Here is a 14800-nt window from a genome sequence, read left to right on the forward strand (position 1 = left end):
GCCCGGCCTTCGCATGCTGTCGGTGCGTCAGCGACCCTGGTTGGCTACCGCCGCGATCGCGTCCTTGGCGGCGTCCGGGTCGAGGTAGCGGCCACCCGGGTTGACCGGCCGGAGGTCCTCGTCGAGCTCGTACACGAGCGGGATCCCGGTGGGCACGTTCAGCCCGGCGATGGTGTCGTCGTCGATGCCGTCGAGGTGCTTGATGATGGCGCGCAGCGAGTTGCCGTGCGCGGCCACGAGGACCACCTTGCCCGCGCGCAGGTCGGTGACGACGTCGCTCTCCCAGTACGGCAGCGCCCGCTCGAGCACGTCCTTGAGGCACTCGGTGGCCGGGATGGGCTCACCGGCGTAGCGCGGGTCCGCGTCCTGCGAGAACTCCGAACCGGCCTCGATCGGGGGCGGCGGCACGTCGTACGAGCGGCGCCAGGTCATGAACTGGTCCTCGCCGAACTCGTCGCGGATCTGCTTCTTGTCCTTGCCCTGCAGGGCGCCGTAGTGACGCTCGTTCAGGCGCCAGTTGCGCTTGACGGGGATCCAGTGGCGGTCGGCGGCGTCCAGTGCCAGGTTCGCCGTGGCGATGGCGCGACGCAGCAGCGAGGTGTGCACCACGTCCGGCAGCACGCCGGCCTCGACGAGCAGCTCGCCGCCTCGGGTGGCCTCGGCGGTGCCCTTCTCGGAGAGCGGCACATCGACCCAACCGGTGAACAGGTTCTTCGCGTTCCAATCGCTCTCGCCGTGGCGGAGCAGTACCAGGGTGTACGTCATGGATCCAGTCTGCCGCATCGCGGCGACCGGGCACGACCTGGGACCGGCAGCTCCGTGGAAGGCGGCGTGAACGGTTCAGACCGGCAGGATGAACATCGGGCTCGGCAGGGCGACACTCTCGCGCACGGGCCCGATGACGCCCTCGGTGATCGGGTGGATCGCGACCTCGTCGGACCGCTCCCCTGCGACCAGGAGCTCCGAACCGACGACCTCGAGGTGCCGCGGCCAGGTTGCGGTGACCACCTCGCCGGTCAGCTCGAGGCTCGCACCGTCGTCGGAGATGACGAGCGTGGAGATCGAGTCCGCACCGCGCACACCGACGGCGAGGCCGCCGCGGAAGGCGAGCAGGTGCGAGAGCTGGTGCACGTCCTGGCTCCGGCCGGGCATCGTCGAGGCGGCGACCCGCTGGACGACCTCGCCTCGGCCGTCGTCCTCGTCCCAGGCCAGCACGACCAGTTCACCGCTGAGCTCGCCGGCCACGTACAGGTAGTCGCCTGCCACGACCAGGTGACGCGGCCCGGTACCGGGCGGCAGGTCGGTGAGGATCGGCTCGGGATCCGGGCGGCCCATGTCCAGCGGGTAGGCCCGCAACTGGTCGGTGCCGAGGTCGGCCACGATGAGGAAGCCACCGCCGGCGGACAGGTTCGAGGAGTGCGCGTGCGGCCCGTCCTGGCGGCCGGCCACGGGGCCGGACCCGGCGTGCGACAGACTCATCACCGGGTCGGAGACGTCACCGGCCTCGGTCAGGGCGATCACGCCGACGCTGCCGTCGCCGTAGTTCGACGCATACAGCCAGTGGCCCTGCGGGTGCACGAGCAGGTGACAGGGCCCGGCCCCACCGCTCCCGGCCACGGCCGTACGACGGAGCGCGCACTCGGAGTCGACGGCGTAGGAGGAGACCGTTCCCCGCTCGCCCTCGCCGACGGCGAACAGCCGCTCGGCGGCGGGGTGCAGGGCGAGGAAGCTGGGGTGGTCCGCGGTCAGCATCCGCTGCGCGGACGAGTCCGCCCAGTCACCGCCGGACTGGCGGTCCAGCCGCCAGATCCCACCGGAGACATCGGGGGTGGACGTCGACCCGATCCACATGTGCCGGACAAAAGTCATGGCACCCAACCTAACGGTCGAGTGCCACGACTGGTGACCCGAGGGCGCCGGCCGGGCGCGATATCCCTCACAAGGAGACCGGCCTGCCGCGAGCCCCAGGATCAGTGGGCCTTGGCGTACGCCTCGCGGATCTCCGCGGAGACCCGGCCACGGTCGCTCACCTGGAATCCGTTCTCGCGGGCCCATTCACGAATCTTGCCCGCATCGGAATTCCCACGCGCGGAACCGGACGAGCGACGAGCCGTGCTGGTGGTGCGACGGCCACCTGAACGGCGGGCGTGACCGACCCACGAGGCAAAGGATTCACGGATCGCGGCGGCATTCGTTTCGTTCAGGTCGATCTCGTAGGTGACGCCATCTAGTGCGAACGTCACGGTCTCGACGGCATCCGAGCCATCGATGTCGTCGATGAGCAGGACGCGGACCTTCTGAGCCATGTGTATTCCTTGATCTCGTCAGTCGGGGGGAAATGCCCCCAAGTAAAATACCGGGGGGTTCAGACTGCCAGCATCCGCAACAACATGTCAAAGCTTGTTGAACGTAGAACTATCCTTCTCGTTTGGTATCGTCCCGCGATTCGCGTACGATCCGCGCATCCTCCGCGGCCTCCGCTCGGGCCCGAGCAATACGTTCACGCCGATCCGCATGGATCATTGCCCGAATGGCGACGACGAAGAGAATGGCCACACCCACGGAGGGGGCAAGGGCAGCCATCGCATCCCAGAATCCGTTCATCGGGGCTTCACCAACGGGAATGTGATCGTCTCGCGGATCCCCTGCCCCGTCAGTGCCATGAGAAGGCGGTCCACGCCCATTCCCATGCCGCCGGACGGCGGCATCCCGTGCTCCATGGCCTGCAGGAACTCCTCGTCCACACCCATCGCCTCGGCATCACCGCGGGCCGCGAGCTGCGCCTGGGCCTCGAACCGCTCCCGTTGGATCACCGGATCCACAAGCTCGGAATAGGCGGTGCCCAACTCGAATCCGCGCACGTACAGGTCCCACTTCTCAACCACGCCGTCGATCTCACGGTGCGCCCGCGTCAGTGGTGAGGTATCCACCGGGAAGTCCCGGACGAATGTCGGGGCGTACAGCTCCGCTCCGACGAAGTGTTCCCAGAGGTCCTCGGCGACCTTACCCGGGGTCGCAATGTTCGAGTTGATAGCGATCTCGGCCTTGTCCGCCAGGACGAGCAATTCCTCCATCGGGGTCCGCGGCGTGATCTCGATGCCGACCGCTTCGGAGAGCGAGGGATACAGGGACAGGTCCTGCCATTTCCCGCCGATTTCGTACTCGGTGCCGTCGGCCAGCATCATCAGAGTGGTGCCGAAGACATCCTGGGCGGCCGTCTGGATCAGCTCCCTGGTGAGCGTCGCCATCGTGTTGTAGTCGCCGTATGCCTGATACGCCTCGAGCATCGCGAACTCCGGCGAGTGCGAGGAATCCGCGCCCTCATTACGGAAGTTCCGATTGATCTCGAAGACGCGGTCGATGCCACCGACGACGGCGCGCTTGAGGAACAACTCCGGCGCGATCCGCAGATACAGGTCGATATCGAATGCGTTCATATGCGTCACGAACGGTCGCGCCGTCGCACCACCGTGCATGGTCTGCAGCATCGGCGTCTCGATCTCGATGAAGTCGCTGCGGTGCAGGAAGTCACGCATCGAACGCACCACCGCCGCGCGGGTCCGGACCATGTCCCGAGCCGCCGGCCGCGTGATCAGGTCGAGGTAGCGGCGCCGCACCCGAGACTCCTCCGAGGACTCCTTGTGCAGGGTCGGCAGCGGTCGGATCGCCTTCGCGGCGATCTCCCAGGAGTCCGCCATCACGGACAGCTCGCCCCGGCGGGAGGCGATCACGCGGCCGTGGGCGAAGAAGTGGTCGCCGAGGTCCACGAGCGTCTTGAACCGCTCGAGCGACTCCTGGCCCACCTCGGCGAGGGAGATCATGACCTGGAGCCGGTTCCCCGCACCGTCCTGAAGTGTGACGAAGCACAACTTCCCGGTGTTGCGCAGGTGCACGATCCGGCCGGCGACTCCCACGACGTGGTCCGTCTCGGTGCCTGGCTCGAGGTCCGGGTGATCGGCGCGCACGCCGGCGATGGTGTCCGTGACCGGCAGCGTGACGGGATACGGCTCCACACCGTCGGCCAGCAGCTTCTCGCGCTTCTCCCGCCTGATCCGGACCTGCTCGGGCAGGTCGTCACCCTCCTCGTCGGGGGTGACGGTCGGTTCGGTCGGCTCGGCGGGGGGCAGGAACTGGTCAGTCACCCCCCGATTCTAGCGATGCCCTGGATCTGCCCAGCTCACCACGGCATTGTCGATGAGCCGGGTGGTCCCCACCTGGGCTGCGATCACCAGTAGTGCGTCGCCGGCGCCCCCGACGTCCGGGTAGGGACTCATCGTCACCGGATCGACGAGTTCGAGGTAGTCCGTCCGCACGTCGCCGGGGGCCGCGGTCGCGAGCTCGGCGCGCGCAGCCTCGAGGACCTCTGCGGGCGGGCGACCCTGCTCGGCGGCCCGGGCGCCCGCGAGCACGGTCCGGGAGAGCACCAGCGCGGCGGTCCGGTCCGTGGGCGACAGGTGCACGTTCCGGCTGGACAGCGCGAGCCCGTCCGGGTCCCGGACGGTGGGGACCGCGACCACGTCGATGCCCATGTTCAGATCGGCGACCATCCGGCGCACCAGGGCGAGCTGCTGGGCGTCCTTCTGGCCGAAGAACGCGACATCGCCGGCCGTCAGGTTGAGGAGCTTGTGCACCACGGTGAGCATTCCGTCGAAGTGACCGGGCCGGTGCTCCCCCTCGAGGACCTCGCCCATCCGGCCGGCGACGATCCGCACCTGCGGCTGCGCACCGGGGTACATCTCCTCCACGGACGGGGCGAACACCACGTCGACCCCCTCCGCCCGGAGCAGCGCCACGTCGGTGTCCAGGGTTCGCGGGTAGGTCTCGAGATCCGCGGCGGAGGAGAACTGCAACGGGTTCACGAAGATCGTCACGACGACCTCGTGGGCGCGCCGGCGGGCCTCGCGCACGAGCGCCAGGTGCCCGGCGTGCAGCGCACCCATGGTCATCACCACGGCGCGGGTCTCGCGCGGTCGGAGCGCGCGCAGCTCCGCCACGGTGTGCACCACGAGCGGCCCGGCGCCGTCCTCGGCTGCGCCCTCGTCGGAGGCGAGCGCGGCGTCGACGGCACCGTCGTCGGAGGTGACCGCGGCGTCGGTGCCGTCATCAGCCGTTCCGTCAGCAACGCCGTCGACGGCGGAGCTCGCCACCGCGACGCCGCTCGCCGGCGCGGTGCGCGCGTCGCCCGCCGGCGCCGTGAGCGCGTCGAGGAGCTCGCCGGCCCGAGCCTCACCGATCCGGCCGTTGATCAGGGCGCGCTGTACGGTCGCGCGCGCCAGGGCCACGTAGGTGGGGGCGATGTCGAGGAGCCCGCGCCTGCCGCCGTCGGCCTCGGCCAACGCGGCCAGATGCTCGCGCACGGTGCCCACGTCGCCGCGGACCACGGGGCCGGTCAACGACGCCTCACCGCCCCTGAGCGCGCCGTCGAGCGCGGCCTGCAACAGTGGTGTGAGTAGTTGCCCGCCGTCCTCCACCCCAGCCGCGGCCAGCAGCCGGATGGCCTGCGCGGTGAGCGTGACCAGGTGGTTCGCGCCGTGGGCGAGGGCCGCGTGGTAGAGCCCGCGGACGTCCTCACCAAGGATCACGGGCTCGCCGCCGATCTCCACCACGAGGGCCTGCGCGATCGGCAGTACCGGAGCCGCGGCCGTGACCGCGAACGGGGCGCCGACGATCCGGGACAGGTCGAGGCTGGTGCCGGTGAACGTCATGGCCGGGTGGATCGCCAGCGGGATCGCACCGGCGGCGCGGGCCGGGGCGAGCACGCCGGTCCCGTATCGGCCGGCGGTGTGCACCACCAGTTGCCCGGGTTGGAACGCGCCGAGGGCCGCGAGGCCGGTGACCAGGTCGGCGAGCACGTCGTCGGGCACCGTGAGCAGCAGTAGCTCGCTGCGTTCGACGACCGCCTCGACGTCGAGCACCGGCACGCCGGGCAGCAGCGCGTCGATCCGCTCGAGGGTGTCCTCGGAGCCTCCGCTGGCCCCGACGACGGCATGTCCGACCGAGCGCAGGGCGCTCGCCAGCACCGTTCCCACCCGGCCCGCGCCGACCACACCGACACCGAGCCGTCCAGGTCGAGAAGTCACCCGTGCATCCTGCCACCCTCGACGGGTTCGTCCGTCACCGCGGCGCCGTGCCCGGGCAGCACGCCACCGTAGACGGCCCGCACCGGCGGGCTCGGAAGGATCCCACCGAAGGTGGCGGGGGCCGCCGTCGGATCCGGTGCTGCGCCGTCGGCCGCTGCGGCCGCGGCCGCGGTGCGCGGCAGCATCCACTGCTCCGGGCCGGCGTCCCGGCGGGCCCGGCGAGCCCGGTCGGCGACGTCCACCAGCAGCGCGCGGGCAACGTCGGCGTCGATGTGTGTGACGATCGGAGTGATCGGGCCGGGCGTGGAGTGCAGCGAGAAGTTCGCGACCCGCAGCCGGCGGTCCAGCGGCCCCTCGGACAGGCCCAGGGACTGGGTCCGCTCGTGCGGCACGATGACCAGCCGGCGCCAGACGCGGCCGGTGCGCAGGATGGTGACGGTGTCGGTGACGCGGAAACCGGTGCGGCGCCAGGTCCACCAGTCGAGCCAGCGCACCCGGCGCGGCGACGTGACGAACCCCTCGTCGCCGCCGGTGCCGGACAGGCCGGCCTCGAGCAGCTGGAGCGGCCGGGGGTCGCCGAGGTCGGGCTGGACCAGGTACAGCAGCCGGCCGACCTCCTCGGTCGTGGCGACCGGGTACAGCACGCTGCCCGTGGTCTCCTCGGCCCCGTACCCGGCGATGTTCACCTGGAGCCGCCACCAGCCGCGGGTGCGCCACAGCAGCGGCTGGGACACCTGCACGGCCTGCACCCGGCCCGGCGGCACCGTGCGGGCCTTCGACTCGAGCAGACCCTGCCGCACCCGGACGCCGTCGGGCGAGGTGGCGACGCGGAACGCGAACTCCCCCGCGAACCGGCCCCACACGTACGCGACGGCACCGAGCAGCGCGGGCCCGACGCCGAAGATCGGCGCCAGGGACTGGTTCACGACGGCGAGCACGATCAGCACCGCCCCGGCCAGCACGAACGCCATCAGCCAGAACGAGAGGGCGAGGGAGCCGATCAGCCGGCCGGGCGTGAGCGCGAGCACCTCACGCTCGGGCGCGGCAGGAGCGGCAGGCGCCTGGCCGCCGTCGGCCGCCTCGGAGACGGTCACTCCGGCGGCCCGGGCCAGGAGCTCGTTGCGCAGCCGCTGAGCCTCGTCCTCGGTGAGGAAGGACAGGGTCAGGTTCGAGCCCGCCCCGCCGGCCGACTCGATCTTGAGCGAGGCGAAGCCGAACAGCCGGGCCAGCAGCGGCTGGGTTACATCCACGGTCTGGACCCGGTCGAGCCGGAGGTGGCGTTGCTGGCGGAACAGCACGCCGGAGTGCAGGTAGACGCTCTCCGGGCTGAGGCCGTACCGGGTCCGGCTCCAGGCCAGGGCCGAGTAGCCGAGCCCGATCAGCGAGCCGACCACGATCACACCGATGATCACGAGGAGGAACTGCGTGGTGGGCAGGTCCAGCTGCCCGAGGGTGTCGGAGTACTGCCAGACGAAGATCGCGATCAGCGCGGCCGCGACCTTCCAGGCGTTCAGCAGCGGGGTGATGCGGTGCAGCTTGCGCCAGTCCACCTGGCTCTCGCCCGCGCGGTCTGCGCTCACAGGCCGGCCAACCTCGCCTCACCGCGGGCGGTCAGCTGATCCCGGAGCCGGGCCGCCTCATCCTCGCCCAACCCGGGGATCGAGGCGTCCGAGCCGGCCGAGGCCGTGTGGAGCTGCACCGCCGCGATCTTCATCTTGCGCGCGATCGGGCCGGCCTCGACGTCCACGTACTGCATCCGTCCGTAGGGCACCACCACCAGGGACCGGAACATCACCCCGCGTCGGATGAGCAGGTCGTCCTCGAGCTCTGCGTAACCGATGGACCGGACCTGCCGTGGGATCAGCCAGAGCAGCCAGGCGGTCAGCGCCAGCAGCACGGCCGGCAGGATCCACATCGCCGAGCCGACCACCACTGCGGGCCAGATCGTCACCAGGCCGGGCAGGCCGAGGAAGATCGCGACCGAGATCTGCCGCACCGGGATCAGTCGTGGGGAGATCGGGCGCCACTGCACGCCTTCGATGTCGAGTGCGGGGTTGGGCGTTGTCGGCATGCGGCCATTCTCCCTGATGTGCCTGCGCCTGCGCGTCCACCGCGCGGCGGAGCCCGACCCGTGGCGCGCTACCACGTACGGGTGAGTCAGCCGGGCGCGGGACCGTCGTCCTCGTCCTCCGGGGGCACCTTGCAGCACCACTGGGCGAACAGACCCGCCGCGACGAGCACGCCTCCGGCGAGGATCGCGACCCCGGACGCGAACGCCTGCTCGCGCGGCTCGGGTGCCTCCACACGGGGCAGCGAGAGCAGCAGGATCGCGAGGAAGTAACCGATGTGCGCGGCCCCGGTGAGCGCGGCGGCCTGCCCCAGCACGAGGATCCGGGCCGCGCCGATCGGGTCCGTGACGGTCCGCTCACGCACCGCCCGGCGCACCCGCAGGCCCAGGAGGACCACCACGACGGCCACCACGGCGAGCAGGACGATCACCGCCGCCGAGACCGGCGGCAGACTGTTTCCCCGGGTGTACCACCAGCGCAACGCGATGGCGGCGATCGTTCCGACCACGATGACCGTGGCCGCCAGCGCGCGCCAGCCGACCTGCTGCATCGGTCAGTTCGGGTCGCGGCGCAGCGGCTGCCACTTCGGGGGCGCCGCCGGCGGCTGCGGCTCCGGGTCTGACTCAGGCCCGGTCCAGGGACCGGACGGCCGGCGGGTCTGCTCGTCGATCTCGTCATCGCCCCGCTGGGGCGGGAACGAGACCGGTCCGGAGGAGCCGAAGCCCGCCGGCTCCGGCTCGGCAGGGGCAGGCTCGAAGCCCGACGGCGGCGCCTGCGGTTCGAGGCCCGACGGCGCCGGTGCGGGTGGTTCCGCGGGCGTCGGCCGCTCGGGCGCCGGGGCAGGGGGCTCGTAGGCCGGGGGCTCGTAGGCGGGGGGTGCAGGCGGCTGGGGCGGGACGGGCGGTTCGTACGCGGGCGGCTCGTACGCCGGCGGCTCGAGGCCGGACTGCGCCGGCGCGGCCGGCTCATAGCCGGACCGGTCCTGGCCCGACGGCTCAAAACCGGACTGGTCCTGACCCGACGGCTCAAAGCCGGACTGGTCCTGGCCCGACGGCTCAAAACCGGACTGGTCCTGACCCGACGGTTGGAATGCCGATGGCTCGGAGGCGGCCGGCTCGGCCGGCTGACCGAAGGAGGGCTGCTCGGAGACATGTTGCCCGTACGAGGGCTCCTCGGACATGTGCTGCCCGTACGACGGCTGCTCGTATGAGGGCTGCTCGTAGGGCGCCTGCGGTGTCGGTGGCAGCTCGACCGGGGCGTAGCCCTCCGGCGCGGGCGCCTGGTACTCGGGCGGCGCGGGCGCCTGGTACTCCGGCGGCACCATCGGCGCGGGCACCTGGTACGCCGGCGGCACGACCGGTGCCGATGGCTGGACCGGCGAGCCCTCGGACTGCGCCGCTGCCGGGCGTGCGAACGGGGAGTCGGCGTACTGCTCCGAGGCGGCCTCCGGCTGCTCGACGGCCATCGGCGCAGCGGGCTCGGACTCGTCGCCGTCGGTGTGGGCCAGGAGTTCGAGGTCCTCCACGGACTCCTGGCCCTGGTAGGACTCCTCGTCGAGGTCATGCACCGACTCCGCGGCCGCCTCCGAGGCGTACTCGGGCTGAACCGGCACCGCCCCGACCACCGGTGCGACGTCGGCCCGATCGTCCATGATGGCGTGGACCGAGGAGTCCTCGGCGGGCGCCGCCGGTGCCTCGGCGGGTGCGGCCTCGGCGACGGGCCCACGGGACCGTTGCCCCGCCGTCGGGTCCAACCAGTCGAGCGCGAGCCAGCGCACCCCGGACCGGTCCGGGGCGGTCTCGGCGAGCACGGCGACCGGTCCCCCGCCAAGCCCTGGCAGGAACGCGGACGGGTCCGCCTGCGCCCACGGAACCAGCACGAACGCGCGCTCGTTGGCCCGGGGGTGCGGGAGGGTGAGTTCGGGCTCGACGCTCGAGACGCCGTCGAAGGTGACGATGTCGATGTCCAGCGTGCGCTCGCCCCAGCGCTCACGGCGCTGACGTCCGTAGGCGTCCTCGACCTCGTGCATGCGCCTCAGGAGATCCATCGGCGAGAGGGTGGTGCTCGCCAGCACCACGGCGTTGAGGAAGTCCGGCTGGGGAACGGCGTCGGGCAGCACCACCGCGGCGGTGCGGGCCAACGGGGACACGGTGGTGACGGTCAGGCCGGGGACCTCGCGCAGGTCCGCGACGGCCGCCCGCATCGTGGCCCGCACGTCGCCGACGTTGCCGCCGATCGAGAGCACCACTTCCACGGGCTCGTCCGGCACCCGCTCCAGGATCGCTCCACCCGCTTCCGGTGCCTCCTCCGGCGCAGGAGCCGGCACTCCGTCGAACGAGGAATCCGCCTCGGCCGCCGGTGGGACGGCCACGGGTGCGACGACCGCGGGCATGGCTGCGGCTGCGACGGCGGGGGCGGCGAACTCCGCCTCGGCGGCCGGCCCGACCGGTGCGGCTGCGCCCGTGGGCTCCCCGCGGGTGATCGTGATTTGAACGTCCGTGAACGGCACCCCGACGGGCGCCTCCGGCTTGTGCACCGTCACCTCGACGGACCGGACGGCGGCGGGTGCGAGCGCCGCGTCGGCGATCCGGGCGGCGAGGGTCTCGATCAGGTTGACCGGTTCGCCCTCGATGATCGACACGATCTCCTGGGCGACGTCGGCGTAGTTGACCGTGTCGGCGAGGTCATCGCTGGCGGCCGCCGCTCGGGTGTCGACGTGCAGGATCACGTCGGCGAGGAAGGTCTGCCCGTCGCGACGTTCCTCCGGCAGGACGCCGTGGCGGCCCACCCCACCCAGCCCGATCAGGCGGATGACGTCGTGGGCGTGGTTGTCCTCGGAGTTCATGGTGTCCCTTCTCGACCTTCCGAACTGGGTTCATTCTCTGCCGAACGCAGCGCCTGGGCCACTCTGACGGCATCCACAGAGCCTGCCACCTCGTGCACCCGCACGCCCCACACTCCGTGAGCGGCCACGAGCGCGGTGACCGCGGCCGTGGCCCGGTCCCGGAACACCGGGAGCGACTCGGCGCCCGCGTCGTCGAGCAGCTGCCCGAGGAAGCGCTTGCGGGAGGCCCCGATGAGGACCCGGTGGCCGAGCGCCGTCAACGCGTCCAGGTGGGCGAGCAGGCGCCAGTTGTCGGCGCCGTCCTTGGCGAATCCGAGGCCCGGATCGATGATGACGCGCTCGGGGTCGACGCCCGCGGCGAGGATCGCCGCCAGGCGCCCGCGGAGCTCGCCGACGACCTCGCCGACCACGTCACCGTACGTCGCGTGCTCCGCCATGACGTCGGAGTGTCCGCGCCAGTGCGAGACCACGTACGTGAAGTCACCAGCCGCGACGAGGGGCACCATCTGCGGGTCCGCGAGGCCCCCGGAGACGTCGTTGATGAAGGTGGCACCGGCACCGAGGGATGCGGAGGCGACCTCGGCACGCATGGTGTCGACGCTGATCACGGCGCCGGCGGCGGCGAGCGCCTCGACCACGGGCACCACCCGCTGCAACTCTTCGGCGAGGCTGACCCGCTCCGCGCCCGGGCGGGTGGACTCGCCGCCGATGTCGAGGATGTCCGCGCCCTGGGCGAGCAGGTGCCGTCCGTGCGCGATCGCCACGTCCTGTTCGAACCACTGCCCGCCGTCACTGAACGAGTCGGGGGTGACGTTGACCACGCCCATCACGAGCGTCCGCGGAGTCATTCGGTCACCCTATCCATTCCCTGCACCGGTCCATCAGCGCGGGGACGGGGGCGCGACGTACCGGACGTGCCAGGGGCAGGGCGGCGCAGGCCGCGGCGAACGACCATCAGTCGTGCGCGGGCTCGATCAGTCACGCGCGATGAGACTCATCGCCTCGGCGCGGGTGGCGGTGTTCCGCATCTGTCCGCGCACGGCGGACGTCACGGTCCGCGCACCCGGCTTGCGCACCCCACGCATCGACATGCACAGGTGCTCGCACTCGATGACGACGATCACGCCGCGCGCGTCCAGCAGCCGGACCAGGGCGTCCGCGACCTGGCTGGTGAGCCGCTCCTGGACCTGGGGCCGCTTGGCGAACACGTCGACGAGCCGGGCCAGCTTGCTGAGCCCCGTGACGGTGCCGTCGACCGACGGGATGTAGCCGACGTGGGCGACCCCGTGGAACGGCAGCAGGTGATGCTCGCAGGTGGAGTAGACGGCGATGTCACGGACGATCACCATCTCCTCGTGCTCGATCTCGAAGAACGTCTGGACGACGTCCTCGGGCTCGGCATGCAGGCCCGCGAAGATCTCCGTGTAGGCCTTGGCCATCCGCTTCGGGGTGTCCCGCAGGCCTTCCCGGTCCGGGTCCTCCCCCACTGCGATGAGCAGGTCCCGCACGGCCCGTTCGACGCCCTCGGCGTCATACGGACGGGCAGCAGGCAGTTGTTCGGCCATGAGGTTGTGAACTCCTAGGACTGTCCCGGCGTGGACCCGCCCGGGCCGCTCTGGTCGGATTCGCCGGCCGCGCCCGGTGCCGGCCGGTCCGGTGCCGGCTGGCCCGGAGTCTGCCCGCCGACCGGTCCCGCGGTGGACTCGCCCGGGTAGGCGAACCGTTCCGGCACCTCGACGATCGTCTCGGCGGGCGCCTCGTCGTCGCCGGCCGCCGCGGCCTGATCCTGGGGCAGCATCGGAACGGCCCCGCTCGCGATCTCGCGCGGGGACTGCACGGGCGGCACGTCGCTGACGGCTCGGTGCTGGCTGGACAGCCAGACCGGGCGCGGCTGCCGCTTCGTGATCGGTACGAACACCTCGGCCAGCTCGGCCTGGTTCAGGGTCTCCCGCTCCAGCAGCGCGAGCGCGAGGTCGTCGAGCACCTGGCGGTAGTGGGTGAGGATCTCCCACGCCTCGTCGTGCGCGGAGTCGATGAACCGACGGACCTCGTCGTCGATGAGCCCGGCGACGTCCTCGGAATACTCCCGCTGGTGGCCCATGTCACGGCCCAGGAACACCTCGCCGTCGGCCTGCCCGAGCCGGATCGCGCCGACCCGCTCGCTCATGCCGAACTCCTTGACCATCTTGCGCGCGGTCGCGGTGGCCTTCTCGATGTCGTTCGACGCACCCGTGGTCGGGTCGTGGAAGACGATCTCCTCGGCGACGCGGCCGCCCATCGCGTAGGCGAGCTGGTCGAGCAGCTCGTTCCGGGTGGTCGAGTACCTGTCCTCGGCGGGCATCACCATCGTGTACCCGAGGGCCCGCCCACGGGGCAGGATCGTCACCTTGGTGACCGGGTCCGTGTACCGGAGCGCGGCCGCGACCAGGGCGTGACCGCCCTCGTGGTAGGCCGTGAGCTTGCGCTCCTTCTCGTTCATGATCCGGGACTTCTTCTGCGGGCCCGCGATCACGCGGTCGATGGCCTCGTCCAGCTCGTGGTCACCGATCAGCTCCAGCCCGGTGCGGGCGGTGAGCAGCGCGGCCTCGTTCAGGACGTTCGCCAGGTCCGCACCGGTGAATCCGGGGGTGCGCTTGGCCACCGCGTGCAGGTCGACCGCGGGCGCCATCGGCTTGCCCTTGGCGTGCACGTCGAGGATCGCCTCGCGGCCCTTCAGGTCCGGCGACTCGACGGAGATCTGCCGGTCGAATCGCCCCGGACGCAGCAGGGCGGGGTCGAGGATGTCCGGACGGTTCGTGGCCGCGATCATGATGACGTTCGCGTTCGCGTCGAACCCGTCCATCTCCACCAGGAGCTGGTTCAGGGTCTGCTCACGCTCGTCGTGCCCGCCGCCGAGGCCGGCGCCGCGCTGACGACCGACGGCGTCGATCTCGTCCACGAAGATGATCGCCGGGGCGTTCGCCTTCGCCTGCTCGAACAGGTCCCGGACGCGCGAGGCACCCACACCCACGAACATCTCGACGAAGTCCGAACCGGAGATCGAGTAGAACGGGACGTCGGCCTCACCTGCGACGGCGCGGGCCATCAGGGTCTTGCCGGTGCCGGGCGCCCCGTACAGCAGCACACCCTTGGGGATCTTCGCCCCGACTGCCTGGAACCTGGCGGGCTCGGTGAGGAAGTCGCGGATCTCCTCGAGTTCCTCGATGGCCTCGTCCACGCCGGCGACGTCGGTGAACTTGACCTTCGGGGCCTCCTTGGAGACCTGCTTGGCCTTCGACTTCCCGAAGTTCATCATCCGGGAGTTGCCGCCCTGGAGGCGGGACATCAGGAACCAGAAGAGCCCGACCAGCAGCAGCACGGTGAGCAGCGTCATCAGCAGCGACGACCACCACGGGGTCTGCGGGACGACGGAGTTGAAGCCACCCTCCGGCTCCGCGGCGGTGATCGCCTCGGCGACCGTCTCGCCCTGCGGTGCGGCGTAGTAGAACTCGACGTCGCGACCCATGTTCTGGTCCTCGTCGCCACCGACGAGGTAGTCCTCGGTGAGTGTGAGGTTGACCCGCTGCGAGCCATCGGTGATCTGCGCCTGCTCGACGGTGTCCCCGGCGAGCAGTTCGAGACCCGCGGACGTGTCGATCTGGCGGGTGCCGCCGCCGCTCATGAGCTGGAAACTCACGAAGATGACGATCAGCGGGATGAGCACCCAGATGAGCGGCCCGCGCAACAACTTCTTCACATTCATCCTAGGTGTGGGGCTGCGCCCCGTCCCTCCTGCTCGCAGTGTTAGACCGTGACGGTATACGACG

12 protein-coding genes and 1 pseudogene are annotated in these 14800 nt (G+C 71.2%); all 13 read right to left on the reverse strand.

The features are described 5' to 3' along the window. Window positions 1-27: 27 nt before the first annotated feature. Window positions 28-765: a phosphoglyceromutase gene (locus tag KCQ71_RS13675; protein ID WP_223406785.1), complete on the reverse strand. Its 738-nt coding sequence runs from the start codon at window positions 763-765 to the stop codon at window positions 28-30. Window positions 766-840: 75 nt separating this feature from the next. Next, window positions 841-1869 carry a lactonase family protein gene (locus KCQ71_RS13680; RefSeq protein WP_223406787.1) on the reverse strand — a complete coding sequence of 343 codons (1029 nt, stop codon included), beginning with the start codon at window positions 1867-1869 and terminating at the stop codon, window positions 841-843. A gap of 101 nt (window positions 1870-1970) precedes the next feature. Further along, window positions 1971-2306: a histone-like nucleoid-structuring protein Lsr2 gene (locus KCQ71_RS13685; protein WP_223406789.1), complete on the reverse strand. Its 336-nt coding sequence runs from the start codon at window positions 2304-2306 to the stop codon at window positions 1971-1973. Between the two features lie 294 nt (window positions 2307-2600). Then, on the reverse strand, window positions 2601-4142 hold the full coding sequence (lysS, locus tag KCQ71_RS13690) for a lysine--tRNA ligase (RefSeq protein WP_372454024.1): 1542 nt from the start codon (window positions 4140-4142) through the stop codon (window positions 2601-2603). A 9-nt stretch (window positions 4143-4151) separates the two neighbouring features. Further along, the gene (gene panC, locus KCQ71_RS13695; protein ID WP_223407331.1) at window positions 4152-5147 is read right to left on the reverse strand and encodes a pantoate--beta-alanine ligase; all 996 of its coding nucleotides are present in this window, start codon (window positions 5145-5147) and stop codon (window positions 4152-4154) included. Between the two features lie 60 nt (window positions 5148-5207). Continuing rightward, a pseudogene (locus KCQ71_RS13700) lies at window positions 5208-6080 on the reverse strand (Rossmann-like and DUF2520 domain-containing protein); the annotation flags it as partial. After that, window positions 6077-7660: a PH domain-containing protein gene (locus tag KCQ71_RS13705; RefSeq protein WP_223406791.1), complete on the reverse strand. Its 1584-nt coding sequence runs from the start codon at window positions 7658-7660 to the stop codon at window positions 6077-6079. The gene KCQ71_RS13705 and the pseudogene KCQ71_RS13700, both read right to left, overlap by 4 nt. After that, a complete protein-coding gene (locus tag KCQ71_RS13710) occupies window positions 7657-8151 on the reverse strand; it encodes a PH domain-containing protein (RefSeq protein ID WP_223406793.1) in 495 nt (164 codons plus the stop codon). The genes KCQ71_RS13705 and KCQ71_RS13710 overlap by 4 nt, the downstream gene beginning before the upstream one ends. 86 nt (window positions 8152-8237) lie before the next feature. After that, window positions 8238-8699 carry a DUF3180 domain-containing protein gene (locus tag KCQ71_RS13715; RefSeq protein ID WP_223406795.1) on the reverse strand — a complete coding sequence of 154 codons (462 nt, stop codon included), beginning with the start codon at window positions 8697-8699 and terminating at the stop codon, window positions 8238-8240. Window positions 8700-8702: 3 nt separating this feature from the next. Then, window positions 8703-10994 carry a 2-amino-4-hydroxy-6-hydroxymethyldihydropteridine diphosphokinase gene (gene folK, locus KCQ71_RS13720; protein ID WP_223406797.1) on the reverse strand — a complete coding sequence of 764 codons (2292 nt, stop codon included), beginning with the start codon at window positions 10992-10994 and terminating at the stop codon, window positions 8703-8705. Beyond that, window positions 10991-11842, reverse strand: a complete 852-nt coding sequence (gene folP / locus KCQ71_RS13725) for a dihydropteroate synthase (protein ID WP_223406799.1) — start codon at window positions 11840-11842, stop codon at window positions 10991-10993. The genes folK and folP overlap by 4 nt, the downstream gene beginning before the upstream one ends. A gap of 126 nt (window positions 11843-11968) precedes the next feature. Beyond that, window positions 11969-12559 (reverse strand): GTP cyclohydrolase I FolE, encoded by a 591-nt coding sequence (gene folE / locus KCQ71_RS13730; RefSeq protein ID WP_223406801.1) that lies wholly within the window; start codon window positions 12557-12559, stop codon window positions 11969-11971. 14 nt (window positions 12560-12573) lie between these two features. Continuing rightward, on the reverse strand, window positions 12574-14736 hold the full coding sequence (ftsH, locus tag KCQ71_RS13735) for an ATP-dependent zinc metalloprotease FtsH (RefSeq protein WP_223406802.1): 2163 nt from the start codon (window positions 14734-14736) through the stop codon (window positions 12574-12576). Window positions 14737-14800 lie beyond the last annotated feature (64 nt).

The organism is Occultella gossypii, assembly GCF_019947135.1.
In the GTDB taxonomy this organism is placed as follows: Bacteria; Actinomycetota; Actinomycetes; order Actinomycetales; family Beutenbergiaceae; genus Occultella; species Occultella gossypii.